The 18,445-nt window shown below is 38.9% G+C and carries 17 protein-coding genes; 12 read left to right on the top strand and 5 right to left on the bottom strand.

Annotated elements, in window-relative coordinates:
• The first annotated feature begins 4 nt into the window (after positions 1-4).
• The 10 genes from D0469_RS06020 (at position 5) to D0469_RS05975 (ending at position 9,931) form a co-directional block, all read left to right on the top strand.
• Positions 5-859: a branched-chain amino acid ABC transporter permease gene (locus tag D0469_RS06020; RefSeq protein ID WP_117325740.1), complete on the top strand. Its 855-nt coding sequence runs from the start codon at positions 5-7 to the stop codon at positions 857-859.
• Complete coding sequence (locus tag D0469_RS06015; RefSeq protein ID WP_117325739.1) at positions 860-1,834, top strand: branched-chain amino acid ABC transporter permease; 975 nt, start codon at positions 860-862, stop codon at positions 1,832-1,834.
• Positions 1,821-2,570 (top strand): ABC transporter ATP-binding protein, encoded by a 750-nt coding sequence (locus tag D0469_RS06010; RefSeq protein WP_117325850.1) that lies wholly within the window; start codon positions 1,821-1,823, stop codon positions 2,568-2,570. Before D0469_RS06015 ends, D0469_RS06010 begins: the two co-directional genes overlap by 14 nt.
• 1 nt (position 2,571) lies before the next feature.
• Positions 2,572-3,276: an ABC transporter ATP-binding protein gene (locus tag D0469_RS06005; protein WP_117325738.1), complete on the top strand. Its 705-nt coding sequence runs from the start codon at positions 2,572-2,574 to the stop codon at positions 3,274-3,276.
• 13 nt (positions 3,277-3,289) lie between these two features.
• Positions 3,290-4,543: an ABC transporter substrate-binding protein gene (locus tag D0469_RS06000; RefSeq protein WP_117325737.1), complete on the top strand. Its 1,254-nt coding sequence runs from the start codon at positions 3,290-3,292 to the stop codon at positions 4,541-4,543.
• 109 nt (positions 4,544-4,652) lie between these two features.
• Positions 4,653-5,882 carry a benzoate/H(+) symporter BenE family transporter gene (locus D0469_RS05995; RefSeq protein WP_117325736.1) on the top strand — a complete coding sequence of 410 codons (1,230 nt, stop codon included), beginning with the start codon at positions 4,653-4,655 and terminating at the stop codon, positions 5,880-5,882.
• Between the two features lie 4 nt (positions 5,883-5,886).
• Complete coding sequence (locus D0469_RS05990; RefSeq protein WP_117325735.1) at positions 5,887-7,143, top strand: MFS transporter; 1,257 nt, start codon at positions 5,887-5,889, stop codon at positions 7,141-7,143.
• Positions 7,144-7,674: 531 nt separating this feature from the next.
• The gene (locus tag D0469_RS05985; RefSeq protein WP_117325734.1) at positions 7,675-8,517 is read left to right on the top strand and encodes a hypothetical protein; all 843 of its coding nucleotides are present in this window, start codon (positions 7,675-7,677) and stop codon (positions 8,515-8,517) included.
• A 62-nt stretch (positions 8,518-8,579) separates the two neighbouring features.
• Entirely contained in the window at positions 8,580-9,356 is a 777-nt protein-coding gene (locus D0469_RS05980) for a C40 family peptidase (protein WP_117325733.1), read from the top strand.
• 131 nt (positions 9,357-9,487) lie between these two features.
• Positions 9,488-9,931 (top strand): hypothetical protein, encoded by a 444-nt coding sequence (locus D0469_RS05975; protein WP_117325732.1) that lies wholly within the window; start codon positions 9,488-9,490, stop codon positions 9,929-9,931.
• Between the two features lie 41 nt (positions 9,932-9,972).
• Here D0469_RS05975 and D0469_RS05970 read toward each other — a convergent pair whose 3' ends face one another.
• Positions 9,973-11,304, bottom strand: a complete 1,332-nt coding sequence (locus tag D0469_RS05970) for a polysaccharide biosynthesis protein (protein WP_117325731.1) — start codon at positions 11,302-11,304, stop codon at positions 9,973-9,975.
• Positions 11,305-11,438: 134 nt separating this feature from the next.
• Positions 11,439-11,918 carry a YndM family protein gene (locus tag D0469_RS05965; RefSeq protein ID WP_158553365.1) on the bottom strand — a complete coding sequence of 160 codons (480 nt, stop codon included), beginning with the start codon at positions 11,916-11,918 and terminating at the stop codon, positions 11,439-11,441.
• A gap of 176 nt (positions 11,919-12,094) precedes the next feature.
• Between D0469_RS05965 and fabF the strand changes: the two genes are divergently transcribed.
• A complete protein-coding gene (gene fabF / locus D0469_RS05960) occupies positions 12,095-13,330 on the top strand; it encodes a beta-ketoacyl-ACP synthase II (protein ID WP_117325729.1) in 1,236 nt (411 codons plus the stop codon).
• Between the two features lie 188 nt (positions 13,331-13,518).
• Here fabF and D0469_RS05955 read toward each other — a convergent pair whose 3' ends face one another.
• Positions 13,519-14,661, bottom strand: a complete 1,143-nt coding sequence (locus tag D0469_RS05955) for a histidine kinase N-terminal domain-containing protein (RefSeq protein ID WP_233522956.1) — start codon at positions 14,659-14,661, stop codon at positions 13,519-13,521.
• A 707-nt stretch (positions 14,662-15,368) separates the two neighbouring features.
• Between D0469_RS05955 and D0469_RS05945 the strand changes: the two genes are divergently transcribed.
• Positions 15,369-16,091: an MOSC domain-containing protein gene (locus D0469_RS05945; RefSeq protein WP_117325727.1), complete on the top strand. Its 723-nt coding sequence runs from the start codon at positions 15,369-15,371 to the stop codon at positions 16,089-16,091.
• Positions 16,092-16,236: 145 nt separating this feature from the next.
• On the opposite strand, the gene D0469_RS05940 is transcribed toward D0469_RS05945, so the two are convergent.
• Both D0469_RS05940 and D0469_RS05935 read right to left on the bottom strand, forming a co-directional pair.
• Positions 16,237-17,700, bottom strand: a complete 1,464-nt coding sequence (locus D0469_RS05940; protein WP_117325726.1) for an alanine/glycine:cation symporter family protein — start codon at positions 17,698-17,700, stop codon at positions 16,237-16,239.
• A gap of 208 nt (positions 17,701-17,908) precedes the next feature.
• Complete coding sequence (locus D0469_RS05935; RefSeq protein ID WP_117325725.1) at positions 17,909-18,430, bottom strand: MerR family transcriptional regulator; 522 nt, start codon at positions 18,428-18,430, stop codon at positions 17,909-17,911.
• Positions 18,431-18,445 lie beyond the last annotated feature (15 nt).

Here is an 18,445-nt window from a genome sequence, read left to right as displayed (position 1 = left end):
GAAAATGGATTATGTAGTTTATGGAATAATCACTGGCTGTATCTTGATCATCGCATCAATCGGATTTTCAATGGTTTGGAAAACAGAAAATTTCCTGAATATCGCTCATGGACAATTGCTATTAATCGGAGCTTATATGGCTTATCTATTTAAGTCAGTATTAAATTTCCCCTTTGCACTTGCCATGGTTTGTTCAGTTATCGCGACTGCGGTCCTTGGACTATTGTTAGCAAAAGTATTTTATTTTCCGGTGCGAAAAAGCGGAATTCTCGTTCTATTATTCACGTCAATTGGACTTTCGTGGATCATTTATGGAGTCATACAAGCAATCGTAGGACCAGAGATTCGGACATTTGGACTGGAAACGAGCAAAATGATTGATGTATTTGGCAGGCAGATCATGTCAGCGCAGGAGCTATTTATAATCGTTGTTTCATTAATTTGTGTAATTGCTCTTCATTTCGTATTAACAAAAACGAAAAACGGAAAAGGTTTTAGGGCTATGGCTGAAAATCGTGACTTAGCTCAAATAAGGGGAATTAACTCTAGGCAGCTATCAAACTATGTTTGGCTGATCTCATCTGGCTTAGCCGGACTTGCAGGCATTTTGCTGGCAATGACAGGTACATTGAATATGGAATTGGGCTGGCAGCAGATCCTGATTATCATGTCCGTTGTTATCGTAGGAGGAATGGGAAACATATACGGCACAATGCTTGCTGCCCTTATCATAGGATTAAGCATGGACATAAGTACAGTCGTGATTCCTACCTCATACCGCACGGCCATCGCATTCGTCATTGTTATTCTAGTGTTATTAATCCGTCCTCAAGGACTATCAAGAGGGGGTACTGCTTAGATGGATATTTTAGTATTCTTATCCGGTTTAATTGCATTAGGCGGGATCTACGCGATGCTGGCTGTTTCTTTAAATGTGAATGGCGGAATGCTGGGTTTATGGGACCTGGGAGTAGTGGGATACTTCGCTGTCGGCGCATACTCGTATACATTGCTTACTCATGACAGTCCTGGCCTTGGAATGCCGATGATTGCAGGAGTAATCGGTTCAGTAGTCATTACAGGCCTGCTTAGTTTATTTATTGGTTACACCTCACTTCGTTTGCAAAGTGAATACCTATTAATAACAACATTTGCGTTTGCTGAAATTATTCGGATCATTGCAGCAAATGAAGAATGGCTTACAAACGGAAATATCGGAATATTCGGACTTGATAGACCGTTCCAGGACTTTATTCCAGGAACAATCTATATGCTGTTTTTCGCCGGATTAGTCCTTGTTGTACTAGCAATCTATTATGTGTTTGCCCAGAAGTTGGCTGACTCGCCAATGGGAAGATATATGAGGGCAATCCGTGAAAATGAACAGGTTACCCAATCTATCGGCAAGAAGATATTTGCAACTAAGCTAAAAGTATTTATTTTGAGCAGTTGTATGGTAGGGCTGGCCGGCTGCTTTTACGTATGGTACATGTCAATTATTGCCCCAAATATGTTTACTTCTGCCATAACCTTCACTGTCTGGACTGCACTCGTTTTGGGAGGCATGGGCAACAACCGCGGTGCCGTTGTCGGAGCTTTTGTTCTAATCCTTGTTCAGGAAGCCACGAGGTTTATACCTGTACCTGCAGAATACAGTATTCTTTTGGCGGGTTTACGTCAATTTATATCCGGTCTGATGCTGATCCTTGTTTTAAGATTCCTTCCTCAGGGCTTGATCGCAGAGAAATTCAAATCAGTGGAAAAACTGCTTAACTTCCAACAGAATTCGATGATCATTGAACCGAAAGGGGGCAGGAGAAATGCTGCAAGTTAAAGCCTTAAGCAAGAATTTTGGAGGAGTTCAAGCAGTTAAAAATGTCAGCCTTGAAGTAAACAAAGGCGAGATTGTTGGGTTAATTGGTCCCAATGGTGCTGGGAAAACGACATTATTTAACATGGTCAGTCTGTTTCTATCATCCAATTCTGGAGAAATTACGTTTCTAAATGAAAAGATTGATGGCTCCACCCCAGAAGCTGTTGTCAAACGGGGACTGCTGAGAACTTTTCAAACCCCAGTTGGCTTTCCAAAATTAAGTTTGCTCGAAAATTTGATGGTTGTTCCACCTAATGAAGGGGAAGGTATTTTTGAAACATTTTTGAAGAGAAAAACTATTGTTCAAACCGAACAGAAGAATTACGAAAAGGTTTGCAGTCTATTAAGACAGTTCAATTTGTACGATAAGCGGAACGAGCTGGCTGAGAATTTAAGTGCTGCGGAATTAAAACTTTTGGAATTGTGCAGGCAGCTTATGGCGGATCCAAAAATCATGCTGCTGGATGAACCAGCTTCGGGTGTAAATCCCATGATTCTTGACAAAATGGTGGATCATATACTCCGTCTTCGGGATGAAGGAATGACCTTCTTGGTGATTGACCATAATTTAGGGTTTATTTACCGGATTTGCGACCGAATTTATTGTTTGGCCAATGGCGAGTTAATTGCATCAGGCACTCCTGAGGAAATATCGAATAATGAAAATGTCAAATCTGTATATCTGGGAGTGAGTTGATATGAGCTATCTTGAAATTGCTGGCGTAATATCCGGATATGGCAAAATTCCAATTTTACATGAGGTTAGCCTGCATGTTAATCAGGGAGAGATGGTCGCCGTAATCGGGTCCAACGGCGCTGGAAAGACGACATTAATGCATACTATCGCTGGATTGCTGCCATTAATGAAGGGCTCTATTAGCTTTCAAGGCAAAAGGATCGACACAAAGTCTGCCAGTGACATTGCGAGAATGGGACTAGGATACGTTCCACAGCGAAAAAATGTATTCGCAGAATTGACTGTTCTAGAGAACCTCGAAATGGGAGCTTATACCCTAAAAAACCCGAAGGATCAAATAAAAGAAATGTTAGAGTTGTTTCCTCGGCTGAAAGAAAGGATAGGGCAAAGAGCCGGAACGTTAAGCGGCGGAGAAAGGCAAATGCTAGCTTTATCAAGTGCCTTAATAGTGAAACCTAAACTGCTACTATTAGATGAACCAATCACAGGTTTGGCACCTCAAATTATTAAAGGGCTTATAGAATTAATTGTTGAAATCCGCAACCAGGGAACCACAATTGTTTGGGTGGTTGAAGAAAACCCAAAAGATGTGTTACAGCATGCAGATCGTGTATATCTTATGGATTCTGGCATCATAAAAATGGAACGTTCTGGAAGAGAGTTTTTGGAAGAAGAGAACTTTGAAGAATTATTTTTAGGACACTAAGGGGGAAAAAAGAATGAAAAAAATTTCATTGATTGCCGTATCCATTGTGACTGCCGCCACTCTTCTGACGGGTTGTGCCAGCTCAACTGGGGGTTCTGCGGACGGGGCAAAAGCAAGCAGCGGAGACATTAATGTTGGGTTTCTAGCAGGTTTAACAGGATGGCTTGGACCCTTTACAAAAGAAAATATAAATTCACTGCTTTTAGCGAAGGAAGAAATTAATGAAGCAGGCGGGATTCTTGATGGCAAAAAAATAAATACGATCGATGTGGACACAGCCTCTACTGTTGAAGGTGCAATTAAAGGCTATCAGAAACTTGTCAACGCTGATAAAGCTGTAGTTGCGATCGGTCCTGAAACAGAATCAATGCTGGCATTACTAAAAGAGGCACCAAAATCGGAAGTGCCTATTATGTCTGCTTTTGCTGGGTCAACTGAGCTGGATGAAGTTGGCGGAAACTACGCGTTTCGTACCGCAGCTTCCGACTCCACAATCGGAGAAGTTAGAGCAAAAGTGCTGATTGAAAGCGGAGTAAAAGAAATAGCGATTATGGTAGGAAACTATGAAGGTGCACAAAGTGATGTTCATAGATTTAAAGAAACTTATGAAAAATTAGGCGGCAAAATTCTAGAAGAGGTAACCTTCAACCCTGGACAGAACACGTATAATGGTGAATTGAAGAAAATTGCCAAGGCAAATCCTAAATTAGTTTATTATTCTGGCGGGATTGACACTGCTCCATCTATTTTTAAAGCAGCAAAGCAGAGGGGCTATGCATGGGAATGGTATATTACACCTGACGTAGCGGTACAAGAATTCATTGATGTAATTGGCAAAGACGTTGCAGAAGGAATCAAAACGATTATTGCTATGGAAGATGAAAACAATCAGGCTTTTAAACGTTTTAATGAAAACTATGAAGCACGATTTAAAGCGAAACCTTCAGGTGGATATTATAACGCGAATACTTATGATCTATTAATTGCTTCTGCGTTAGCAATGCAGGCAGCAGGAGAAGCAAGCGGAAGTGGGATTAATGAAAAGATTCGTGAAGTCACAAATCCACCTGGTAAGCAAGTTACTACTTTTGAAGAAGGGCTGAAAGAATTAAAAGCAGGGAATGACATTGATTATCAAGGAGCGTCTGGCCCTATTGATTTTGATGAACATGGAAATGTAATTTCCACAAATGCATTAATGGAAGTTGTTGATGGACAATGGAAGCAAGTGGAGTTTTTCACGGCCGATTATATTAAAGAAGACTAAATAATTATTTTTAAAGAGGCAAATGATTCTATTTGCCTCTTTGCTAGTCTCCCATTCATTTTGATGAATGAGAGCACTCATTTATTAATCGGGAGAGGAGATGTGTAGTATGGGAAAAGCAGAAGTTCGACGCTTTCCAGTACCATCAAATGGGAATAGCGACAAAACCATTCATTCAAAGAATCTCTCTTCAGGTATAGTTTCTGGGCTGCTTGCTTTTACCGGACCGCCAATTATTATTCTTGAAGCAGCCGCCAACGGGAACTTCACAAATGAACAAACGATTTTTTGGATGTTTTCGGTCTACTTTTTCGGAGGGCTATTTAGTATTGTCCTTCCTCTTTATTACCGTATACCGATTGTAGGAGCTCATTCCATTACCGGGGTAGCTTTTCTTGCTACGATGAGTTCACAATTTACATATAATCAGTTGATAGGAAGTTACCTCATTTCCAGTCTGCTGATTTTTCTTATTGGAATATTGGGTTTGTTTTCAAAACTAATGAATTATGTTCCGAAAGAAATTATTGCTGCTATGATGGCTGGAATAATTACTGAATATGTAGTGCGATTAATTGTATCTGTACAGCACCTGCCAATAATCGGGGGAGTGGCATTGCTTTCGTTTTTCATATTAACAAAATGGAAAACACGGATTCCACCTGTATTAGGAGCTGTTGTGGCTGCATTTCTGATGCTGTTCTTCACCCAGGATTTCACATCAGCAGGAACGGCAATGGATTTTGTAATACCACATATCCAGATTCCATCATTTAGCTTGCTGAGCATTTTTTCCATATCATTGCCGCTTGCATTATTAATCTTAGGTAACGATGCTGCGCCTGGAATTGGTGCCTTAGAACAAAATAATTACAATCCGCCAACCAATAGGATTTTAACACTAAGTGGAATTTTTTCAGCAGCAGCTAATCTTTTCGGGGGACAATCGGCAAATATTGCCGGAATGATGACAGCTATCTGCGGAGGAAAGGATACAGGTACAAAAGATACACGGTTTGTTGCTGCGGTCGTATCTGGAATATTGCTTTTATTATTTGGGATTTTCGCTGGGCAAACTGTCCCTTTTATTAAGTCGCTGCCGGAAGATTTTGTACCGATACTTGCAGGATTTGCTTTATTTGGAGTGCTGGGTTCCAGCTTGCATTCAAGTTTTTCACAGCCAAAAATGCTAATGAGTGTAACCTTTACCTATGTAATTGCTTTATCACATATTACTGTTTTTTATATTAGTGCACCAGTTTGGGCGTTAGCTGCTGGATCGTTAATTGCCAATTTAGTAGAAAAGAAAAAAAATACAGAACTAGGGAAAGAGAGGTGAGAAAGTGGAAAAGTCTACCGTTGTTATCCCTGAACCTAAGGCATCATTTTATTATGGCTATATAATAGTAGCTTTATCTTTTTTAGCCTTGTTCGCGTCTATGGGTATCCGTGCTTCTTTTGGAACATACACCACACCATGGGAAAAAACCTTTTCAGTGGACCGTCTGTGGATCAGCACTGTTTCCTTTACCAGTCTTTTTGTATATGGAATTAGCATGATGGTTGCAGGAAGACTTGTTGATAGAATAGGTCCCCGTAAGGTCTTATCGTATAGTATGGTTTTTTTGAGTATTTGTTTAATTGGTTCTTATTTTGCTGAACATATTTGGCAAATGATGATATTATACGGGGTCATAGGATCAATTGGGTTTGGATTCGCGTCATATATTACTGTTTCGGTCGCTATAGTTAGATGGTTCAAGAAGAAAAAAGGGTTAATGATAAGCATTGTAGTCGTAGGAATGGCTGCTGGTCCTATGATTTATACACCTTTAAATATCTTCCTGATTGATAAAATAGGGTGGAAACTGCTTTTTGTTTTATATGGCGGAGTGTATGCATTAGTCTTTTTACCTCTTTATGTGTTATTTTACCGTGACCGTCCCATGGCAAAGGAGAGTGGTCCATATGAACAACATGCACCGGTTCTGAAGAAAGGTGAAACAAGTATAGCCCCGTCTATTCTATCCATATTCCGGCACCCGATTACATGGCTCCTGATAACCGCAAACTTTATTTGCGGGTTCACTGATATTGGGCTGATTCATTCACATTTAGTCCCGTTGGGGGAAAACAGGGAGTACTCACGAACATTAATCGCAAATGCTATGATCCTATATGGTGTGTTTAATATTTTAGGTACCATTGTAATAGGATATATAACAGATGTGTTTAGCAATAAAATATTGCTTTTTATTTTATTCGGCATTCGGCTAGTTGCATTGTTTCTATTAATTTTTGTTGATCAGCCGATAGGCTTATTCGTTTTTGCACTGCTTTACGGTCTTACCGATATTGCAACGATTACACCTTTTACTATGCTTGTTTCGAATATATTCGGGATCAATCGAATGGGTTCAGCAGTAGGTTTAATTGGATTCTTTCACCAGTTCGGAGCAGCAACCGGCTCGTTGATACCAGGTTATCTTTTCAGCTTATCTTCTAATTATGGGTCAACACTTTGGCTATGTGTTGTACTGCTCATTGTCAATTCTTTTATTATATTAATGGTGAATGAAAAAAAAGAAATAGAAGCATAAATTTATGCAATCAAAACAAGAATGCACCGTCAAAAAAGGATGCATTCTTGTTTATTCTGGAAAAATATTTTTATGTCAAAGAACACCAGATAACCCGGATTAAGATAGCTTTTATGGACTGGTGACCCTTTTCGGGTAGATGTCCTTAGTAGTCCTCGGCAGTTTTACATTTTGCTTGGCAATAACATATTGGATATATCCCGGAGGAATCAAAACCTGATAGGGATGTACCGCCGTACACAAACTTAACTCCGATTTGCTTTTTGGCAGAAGTAATCAGCAGATCCTTCGCATTTTGACTTTGGGTCTGTACAGCTGCAAAAACTGTTTTTTGTAAGACAAAGGAGCAGGTGATTGAATTAATAATAGTCCTGTTAAAGCTCTTGTAATGGCTCCAAGCTTTAATTTTTCCAAACTGTTTACCCCTTTAAATTTTTTCATTCATTAGACAAAAAAGCATATAAAATTTCATGTAACTTAACGGTGGATGCAAACGTCAAATAGCTGAAACAACAAAATAGGAGGTGAATTATGAAAAATATAAAGTTTTGCTTAATTTTATGTTTATCTTTGGCGCTTTCCGCTTGTGGAAATACAACTAATCAAGAAGGAAAAGAAACGCAAACAGAAGAAGTAAAAGAAAAAGCGGACAGCGGCAGCAAAAAGGAGGAAATGCGCGATATTATAAAGGAAGAGGCGGCCTACTCAGGACAAATTGATGGAAAATCAATTGAAGTGAATACTGAATCGAAAACCATGGCATTGCAAATAGGGAATGTAACGGATGTCGATTGGAACAGCATTGAGAAAAATGTACCGGTTCTCATTAGTTATTACAAAAATGAAAATGGCCAGTTTGTTTTAACGAAGTTTGAGATCACTGCAGAAAAAGATTCTATAACAAACCCCGAAACGAGTGACAAAAATGATTCTGTAGCAAAGAAGCCTCAAGTAATCAAAAAAGAAGGGGTATATACCGGCAGGATTGATGCCAATTCAGTTGAAATAAATACGGGTTCTGAATCGATAGGTTTGCAGGATGGAATGGTTAGAGGTTTTAACTGGAGCAGCGTTTCAGAAAATACCCCTGTGGTTATCGAATATTTTATTAACGAAAATAGCCAGAACGTATTAACCTATATTGAAATAAAGAATGACAATAAGCCCAATCTTATCAAAACGGAAGCAGCCTATGTTGGCAAAATAGACAATAATTCAATCGAAGTAAATACGGAAATGGAAACGCTTATGCTGCAAATAGGGGATGTAAGAAACGTGGACTGGGAGGACATTCCTAAAAATGCTCGAGTTCTGGTTTCCTATTATAAAAATAACAATGGGCAAAACGTACTGACAGACATTGTTGTGCAATAAGATACTTCATCAATCACCTGGATCGCCCACCCTGAATATAGTATGGGTGGGTGGTGAATCAATTGAACTCTAAACTTTTTGATATCTTTCAAATGGGGACTACACTAAAGTTAAAAATGAAAGATGGCATTCGATTTTTACCATATTATCTTTATGTTGATAAACATTGTCTCGGTCAATTTTACCCTCAATCAGAATTGTACTTCGATACAAGAAGTTTAGGAGATGGCACACATCGTCTCACTGTTTCTGGAGTTTTTTTAAAAAACAGGGAGACTGTCGGATACGTAAACCGGTTTCAGTTTAATAGGGATACATCCCGGGATTTGAGAGCGGATTTCAAGGCAGGAGACATTCTGATTGCATGTGATAATGTTAATGGGTTTCCTCCGGGCTATATGGGGCATTCCGCAATTGTTGTTGATGACAGTCATGTCGTAGAGGCTATCATTATGAGGCCTTTTATCAAAAAAGATACGATTGAACAGTTTATTGTTGCACATCCGCTGTATGCCCATTATCGCCCCAAATCCGAAGAGATGGGAACAAAAGCGGCAAATTTTGCTCTTTCCTATTTAGCAACTTACCAAGATAATGCTAAAAACGGAAAGAAAAATCCTGTATTTTCCTTTACTACGAAAACTCCGCTGGAAGACCTATTGGAGTCAATTTACTGCTCAAAGCTCATTTGGTTATCCTATTATTATGGAGCACATTACAAGTTTTACAATGATCACTTCCTATTCTCGCCAGAAGATTTAGAAACCGGGTTAAGCCAGGATGAAAATTTTACACTGATTTACAAGCATCACGAATTTGTTTTTCATCTCAATTCATGACAAAATCAAGCCCAATGGTTGAAGACCAATAGGGCTATTTTTTTAAAACTGGACTCATACCCAAACAAAGAAATTGTCCCAATCATAATGTAGAAAGGACGATGGGACACAAATATTTGGAGGGATTTTCCATGAAAACACACGATAAATTTGCACATCATTTAGGCCGGTTAAATTTTTATTATCAGAAAATGAAGCAGGCTTCTGATATGCATACCTATTATCATTATGTAAAAAAACTAAGGAAGCATTGGGTAAAAGGATATGAGAATTGGGAACTTATGGGCATGCCTTTTCTGCAATTTAACCCCTTTACACAAATGAATCCGCATCTGGAGTTCAACCCTGAAACTGAAATAGAAACAAAATTCGAATTCAATCCTCAAACACAAATTAATCCAAACTTTGAATTCAATCCAATGACTCAAATCAATCCTAAGACGCAAATTAATCCAGAACTGGAAATTAACCCGAAAACACAAATTAATCCTAAAGCTTACCTGAATTTTGACCCGGACCTAAATATTAATATCGGAAATAATAATAGCAGGGAAGAAGCCACAACAGCGGAATAGAAAAAATTTCAACCTCTTTTCTGAGGTTGATTTTTTCATTTTCACGTATAAAAATTTTCCTTTGGTTTTGTCAGTAAAAGTGTAAATCCAATTTTCCTGCAGATAGTCAGATAATGAAGCATTGTCAGTAGGACTATTCCAGCATTCATCCCAACAATAATTCCTGCCATATTTAATGAGGGCTGTGATCCAAGAGCAAACATAACCGAAAACGAAATGACATGGGACCAAACGGAATGGAGCAGTGCGTCTTTAACCAGCCCAAGTCCTATTAAGTATGCCTGCATTGGAATTACTAAGAAATGGAAGAAGAAATACGGCCACATCAGTTTTAAATAGAATGCTGCTGCTGTAGATGAAAAAAATAGGGCTGTTAAGGGCTCAGCGAATATGTACATTATGAGGACAGCAGGAATTCCGTAGCACATCGTAAACAGCATGGACTGCTGCAATAAATACCTTAGTTTTTCAAAATCCTTTCTTGCATAGGCATCTGATACATTGGGAATCAGCATGATCATGAGTGAATGAGCGATAAATGCCGGAAAAAACCCTATTGTCATCGCAACGCCAGTGAGCATTCCAAAGTGCTCCGTTGCTGCAACCGCACCAAAGCCTGCAGCAATAAGAACAAAATGGATTAAAAACGGCTGTATTGCATTGGTTACAGCGTGAAAAATCCGCAGGCCAACAGTTGGCAACGAAACGGCTAGCAGCTTCTGGCGCGCTTGTTTTCCTGACATAAGCGTATGTGGAGAATTTTTCATTATTTGTATATGAATGATAAACAGGCTTATTAAGTAAAGGAACACAATTAATTCACTGCCAATTAAAGCACTGAGGGCCACTAGCAGTGCTTTTTCTTGTTCATACTCAAAAAAATGAAATATGCTTAAAAGCACTCCAAATTGAAATACTTTTCTAATAAAATTGGATGTAGCAATTTTGCCCATTTGCTGGACACCAATAAAGTAACCCTTGGCTATGGAAGAAATAGCTGCAATCGGAATTAACCCAATCAGCAGCCATTTTACATATGGATGGAATCCAGACAAAACAGCCGGAAATGATAAAAGCAATACCGTAACCCCTGTTATGGCCAGCATCACAAACACTGCCAAATTAAGAGCATGCTGGAGGAAATTATAATGAAGACTGCGATTATTCTCTGCGATAAATTTAGAGATGGATATCGGCAGCTCCAGACTTGCAATCACCATTACCATAATAACAACCGGCAATATTGACATATAAAGACCCATTCCTGCTTCACGGAGCTCCCTGGCCAGAATCATATTGACAAAGAACTCAATGCACTCACTGAAAAAGGCCGCTACAATCAAAATTATGGTTCCTCTAAAAAAGGAATTCATGCTGTCTCACTCCCTAGAAAGATCGTTTTCTATAAGGGTATGAGACAAGTAGTAGGAATATTTTAAAAAATTTTTCAATAAAGCAGGCAAAGGAAAACGAAAGAGCTGACATAGCAGTTGCCAGCTCCAGTAAATTATTTCTTCTGATTGTTATGTTTGTTTTCGCTTTTAGAATCCTCGCTTCGTACATCCTGCCTCACAGGAGCAAATTCTTCGGATGCCTCTGTTTGAAACTGGCTTCTCCCAATATTACCCCGTTGTTGGTCAGCCTGCATGGGATCAATCCTTGCAACAAACTTATGGTATAGGAATTCCATTAAAGTAACTGCAATTGCAGAAATCAAGGAAGCAGTTAGCAAATCGTCTTCATACGTAATAATGCTGCTAAGCCACATAATTACAAGAAAGGAAAGACCAAAATCTGCCGCTGAAGCTACAGAATTGTTTGTTCTTGGCAAGATAAGCAAATCGCCAATAATATATCCAGCGAGTGTTAACACAAAGGTAATCAGCAAAACATCTGTGAAGCTATAGTTGAACAATGCTCCCAGGATGATGCCAAGCACTATTAATGTTCCGGTGAATTTTATCGCGTAAGCCATTAAATGTCTCATTTGTATCATCTCCTTTTTTATATTTTGGCTTATGGTAATGGAAATATGCGACTGCAAACAATACCAAATGCATTTTGTTCACTTTTTTCTTAAAAATGGGTTTATAATAACTAATAGGAGCTATTAAGACCTAGTACTTAAAAAATATATTGCTACATATATGAGGGAGATAAAAAATGAAAAAACGAGTCGTAATTACAGGGATTGGGGCAGTTACTCCTTTAGGAAATGATGCGTTTTCGGCTTGGGAAAAAATTAAAGCTGGTATCTCAGGCATCGCAGTAATGACACGAGTTGATCCTGAACAATTTATTGTGAAAGTAGCAGGGGAAGTAAAAGATTTTGAACCGGAACAATTTATGGATGGTAAAGAAGCACGAAGAATGGGGCGGTTTACTCAGTTCGCAGTAGCCGCCAGCAAGATGGCAGCTGAAGATGCTGGAGTGAAAATCGGAGAAGATATTGCTCCTGAACGGGTAGGCGTTTGGATCGGATCCGGCATTGGAGGGCTGGGAGAATTTGAAGAGCAGCATAAGCGCTTCATGGCAAGAGGGCCAAAGAGAGTTAACCCATTCACAATTCCAATGTTCATTCCTGACATGGCAGCAGGGCGTGTATCGATTGAATTAGGGGCGAAGGGCATCAACAATTGCTCAGTCACTGCCTGTGCATCCGGGGCCAATAGCATTGGCGATGCTTTCCGTGTGATTCAAAATGGAGAAGTGGATATGGTGGTAGCAGGAGGGACAGAAGCCTCCATTACAGAAATGAGCGTTGCCGGATTCGCAAACATGACAGCATTGTCTACCAACCCAGACCCACAAACGGCAAGCCGTCCATTTACGAGGAATAGGGATGGTTTTGTCATTGCCGAGGGAGCAGGAATCGTAATCCTGGAAGAACTGGAACATGCCCTTTCGCGAGGAGCAAAAATTTACGGTGAACTGGCCGGTTATGGAGCAACGGCTGACGCATTTCATATTACTTCACCTGCACCGGAAGGCGAAGGAGCCCAGCGGGCAATGAGGCTCGCATTAAAGGACTCTGGCATAGAACCGGAAGAAATTAACTATATCAATGCTCATGGGACATCAACACCATACAATGACCTAAATGAAACATTAGCGATTAAACAAGTGTTTGGCAGGCATGCTTACGAATTGTTTGTCAGTTCTACTAAATCAATGACGGGGCATACTCTTGGTGCTGCCGGGGCAATTGAAGCAATTTTTTCATTATTGGCGTTGCAAGAAGGCATAATGCCGCCAACGATTAATTATGATATTCCCGATGAAGAACTGGATCTCGATTATGTACCAAATAGGGCACGCAAAGCTGATCTAAAGGCTGTATTGTCAAACTCGTTAGGATTTGGCGGCCATAATGCTTCACTGATTTTTAAGAAAATATAATAAAAAAACTCCACATTTTTTTGAAATGTGGAGTTTTTTGCTTTATTTTAACAGGAAATTAGAGAGCGCTTGAACAAGACATTTTCAATAATCCACTATACATCTAAATCCACTGCTGAACGTGATTTTTTCTTATGCTTTTTACGACAAATAGTATTACTAATTACTCGCTATTTATTAACTGAGTATCACTCGTTGGAATTCCTTGGTAAAAGCACGCTAAATGTTGTTAAGTACTCACCTGATTCACAAGTAATTGAACCGCCATGTTTTTCAATGATTTTCTTGCATACAAAGAGGCCGATACCTGTTCCAAGCTCTTTGGTGGTGAAAAAAGGTTCAAAAATGGTTTTTTTATAATCCGGTGCTATGGCCGGTCCATTATTGGAAATACTAATGTTTAATACGTCACTTTCGTATTGACAAGAGATAATCAAATTTCTTGATTTTTCCTGCTGCTTTAAGGCATCGATAGAGTTCATAATCAGATTTAGAAAAACTTGCTTCAGTTCGTCCTTATGTGCTGAGATAACCAAATCGTCCCCAATGTCAGTGACTACATTAATTTGGGAGTCGACGATACTTGGGTATATGAGCTCCTGCAAATTGCGAAAAATATCAATCAAAATGACATTTTCACGTCTTTGCTCATCGATCTCTACCTTAGAAGTATGTAGAAACTGCGCAATTCTAAAATTAAGCTGATTTAATTCATGCTCGATAATATCCAAATACATAAGCTCCGGATGTTCTTGTTTCAATATTTTTGTAAAACCCATTACAGCGGTTAAAGGATTGCGAAATTCATGGACAAAGCTGGAAGAGATTTGTCCAAGGACAGCTAATTTATCCTTATGGTTCTCACTGATAAAATGTGTCTTTTCATTTAACTCCAAGTTTTTCCTATTAATATATTCAGTTACGGCATGATAGCAGAATTGATTAAAATACGTATTAATCCTATCAATAGCCGGCTTTAAAACATGCGCAGGAAGTTCACACTCAAAGAATTTATCGACAATGATGCTTCTGCCGACGTTTACGTTATACACAAAATCTCCGATATTAATTCCCGATTCAAGACGTTCCATTGCAACTTTATAAGCCAGCGTTTTAATGTCGGTTTCCGATATCGGTCCGTTAATCGCATTCTTAATGATATTATACATCATGATTCCATTATCAAGGATTTTATCTTTATGCGGATCATTTTCATCGATATTGATTCTTACTAGCCATTCTTCCAAAAAAGCAGTCTGCTGCTCTTCCAAGAGTTTGAAAAGTTCCTGGACATATGATTTTTGTTCAAACGACGACTCCAATTGATTCACCACTTCCTGCAGGATAAAGATTTATGACTATTTTATAATAATTCCCACTTCATTTCTCCCTTTTATGTCATATTTCTAAAATTTAAGGAGAACAAATTTGTTTAAAATATTCATTTTTTAAATACTTATTTTGGGTACATTACAATAGACCATCTTTCTAAGTTTTAGAGACTATTAAAGGATAACAAAAAAGGGAGAGAAATCTTTTTCATGCTTTTAATGAGATGTTTATCCAGATATTAGTATTGCTGGCTATTTCTATTAAGGTAATTACATTAATTGCCAACTCATTGATATTTTTGATGATTGGTCTTGAAAATAAAGAACATTCATCACTCAGATAAATGGGGTATAATCGGCTTGGCAATCATAATCGTGTTAGCTGCTCGGACTATTGCTGTCTATTCAAGTCTAAGGTTTGTAAAAGACTTTCCAAAAAAGTATAAGTGTATTCTTGTCGGAATCACTCCCGAATTAGCCATGGTGGGGGGAGTTAAATAGAAACATCCATTCTTTCAATTCGGCTCATGCTGGTTTAAAATTTATTATAGAACAGCAGGAAAAGAATATGTATTAACAATATCCTGTATAGCAGGTACTTACTGTTGATAAATGTATACATAGCAAAGGCCTTTGGAATATTTGTTTCTGAAAACACCACAGCAGCTTTATTGTCGTACAGACAGCGGGTAAAAGGAGGGCTCTGAATGGAACTCGGCTTTATAAAAGAAATTATTCGTTATCCAGTAAAATCGTTTCGTGGAGAAAGCATTCATAAAACAAAGGTGATGGATTATGGTCTTTATGGCGACAGGAGCCATGCTCTTTTGGATGAAACAAGGCACGGCAAGTTTTTAACGATCACTCAATATTCTGATATGGTACGTTATAAGGCAAGGTTTATCGGCCCAGAAACAATGACACAATATCCGGAGATCGAAGTGACTACACCTGAAGGAATGGTTTTGCACTGGAGTGATCAACGATTGATTAAGGAAGTGGAACGAAAAATCAATCGGCAGATTACATCGGTCTCCTTTACACCTTCCCATGTACCAATAGGGGCAATAGAGGAAGAACATATTTTACTGATAACGGATGCATCCATCCGGAAAATAGGCGAGATGTATGGAGAGGAGCTGGATTACCGCCGGTTCCGCCCAAATTTGTATATAGATTTGATCGATAAAATTCCGTATATTGAGGAAACATGGATCGGCAAGTCAATGAAAATTGGTTCAGAGGTGGAAATACAGTTAAAAAGGCGGTGTGAACGCTGCATGATCATAACTGTTAATCCGGGTGATGCAAAAAAAGATATGTCTTTGCTGAGAACCGTTGCATTAGAAAGAGATAATTATTTCGGGGTATATGCTTCCGTGATTAAAGCAGGAGACATACATGCGGGTGACAAGGTAGTTCTTGTGTAGAAAAATATCAAACAATAACAGTTCAATAGAATTCAAGTGATAAAAAATTATGGGGGCAGTATACCGCAATGCTAAAAATAAAAACCCCTGTTTCCATCAAAAAGATTTGGAAACAGGGGTTTTGCCAGTTTACTATCATAAAAGTTTAGGAAACGCGGTCTTTTCCTTGATCAACGTTATATTCTTTTTCCCAGAAATCAGCATTCTTAATGCCCAGCTTCTTCGAGTTAAATACCGGATCCAAACCTTGCTTTTTTTGTGCTTCATAGTCCTTTAGTGCAATCAATGCAGGTTTAGCCAGGAGGAGAATGGCAATTAAATTGACCCAAAGCATAAGTCCAAGTCCTGCGTCACCCATTGCCCATGCGAATTCAGCCGTTTTTACAGCACCATAGAAAGTAGATGCCATTATGATAAGCTTTAATAGGTGGGTAGCCCATCTGCTATCTTTGTTTCGCATTAAGTATTTAACATTCGTTTCAGCCATGTAATAGTAAGCCATGATTGTTGTAAATGCGAAGAATAAAAGGGCAATTGCAACGAAGCCTGCCCCAAAACCTGGAATCACTGTTTCTACCGCGTTCTGTGTAAATCCAGGGCCAGGTGCAACCTTAGGCAGATTTTCTACTAAGAAAGTTTTACCATCAGTGTTAAAAGTATTATATGCGCCTGTAAAGAGAATCATAAATGCGGTCGCAGAGCAAACCATCAGTGTATCAATATAAATAGAAAACGCTTGAACAAGACCTTGTTTAACAGGATGAGAAACCTCAGCTGCTGCTGCCGCATGCGGAGCGGAACCCTGTCCTGCTTCATTTGAATAAATACCGCGTTTAACTCCCCAAATGATAGCACTTCCCACTAATCCGCCAAAGACAGAATCTACGGCAAATGCACTCTTAAAAATCAAAGCAAAAACGGCAGGTAATTCTGTAATATTGATCGCCATGATTATTAGAGAAACAAGGATATAACCAAGCGCCATAAAAGGTACAACGTACTGGGCTACTGTTGCAATCCGCCTAACACCGCCAAAGATGATTAGTCCTAATGCAACAATGATAACAATACCTGATATAACAGGGCTAATGCCAAATGCATTGTCCAATCCCCCAGCGATTGAGTTTGACTGGATACCTGGCATTAAAACTGCCAATGCAAGAATGGTCGAAACTGCGAAAATGACTGCAAACCACTTTTTCCCAAGCCCTTTTTCAATGTAGAAAGCAGGACCGCCGCGATATTCGCCTTCATGCTTTACTTTATAAATCTGTGCCAGTGTTGCTTCAATAAAAGCGGTGCTTGCACCGATAAATGCCATAAGCCACATCCAGAACACAGCCCCTGGGCCTCCCATGGCAATTGCTGTAGCAACCCCTGCAATGTTTCCTGTTCCTACACGGCCGGATAAAGCAATAGATAATGCCTGGAAAGATGAAACGCCCGCGTCAGAACTTTTCCCATTGAACATTAAAAGGATCATATCTTTAAAATGTCTGATTTGCAAAAACCGGGTTAAAATGGAAAAAATCAATCCGATACCCATGATGATGTAGATACCTGTTGTACTCCAGAAAATATCATTTAAACTGTTAATAAAGTTCTCCAAATAATTTCCCCCTTGTTTCTGAATTTTACACCTATTGTGAATTATAGGTGAAAATTTCAGATAATTCAATGATTAAAAGTAAGGATAGAAAAAAGCTCTTTTCATTTTTTTAACTGCAAACTATTATTTTCCAAAAAAGAAAAATACATGTGGAATACCAACGAAGAAAAAAATAAACAACACAGCAAACCCTTGATTTGCCGTGTCATTAAAACCCGAAGAGCATTCCAATAATATTTCTTTTTTTATTTTTCTTTCTTACTGAAGTTTGATCATATGGAAGGGGAGGGTCAATCAAATGGCTCTTTTTCGTAAGTTTTTGCTTTAACTCAAGTTCAGCTATCTTTTTAGACAGCATCTTAACTTGTTCGTGCAATTCCTCAATCTCTTGCCGGTGCAGCAGAAGCTGATAGGAAACCACTGAATCCGCTTTTTGGTTCAGGTTGTTTTCCAGCTGAGTGATTTGATTCTGTAAGTGTTCCATTTGATGGATTGCATTCACTGGATTAGCTGATTGCTTTTGAATCAAATTATTCGGAAGCTTCAGATCAGCCAGAAGGACTCCTTGCTGAATTTGAGTCTTGATTTGCCTAAGAACTTCGATACTTTCTTCAGTGAAAATATAATGTCCTAATTCATTGCGATCCAGAGGCAATGCAAAATGTTTAACCCACCTTTGAACAGTGCTTGTTGATACGCCCAATATTTTTGCCGCATATTTTGTGTCCATTTTCATCCCTCCTTT

This window comes from Peribacillus saganii (genome assembly GCF_003429095.1).
GTDB lineage: Bacteria > Bacillota > Bacilli > Bacillales > DSM-1321 > Peribacillus > Peribacillus saganii.
This window is presented reverse-complemented; position numbering and strand designations above follow the sequence as displayed.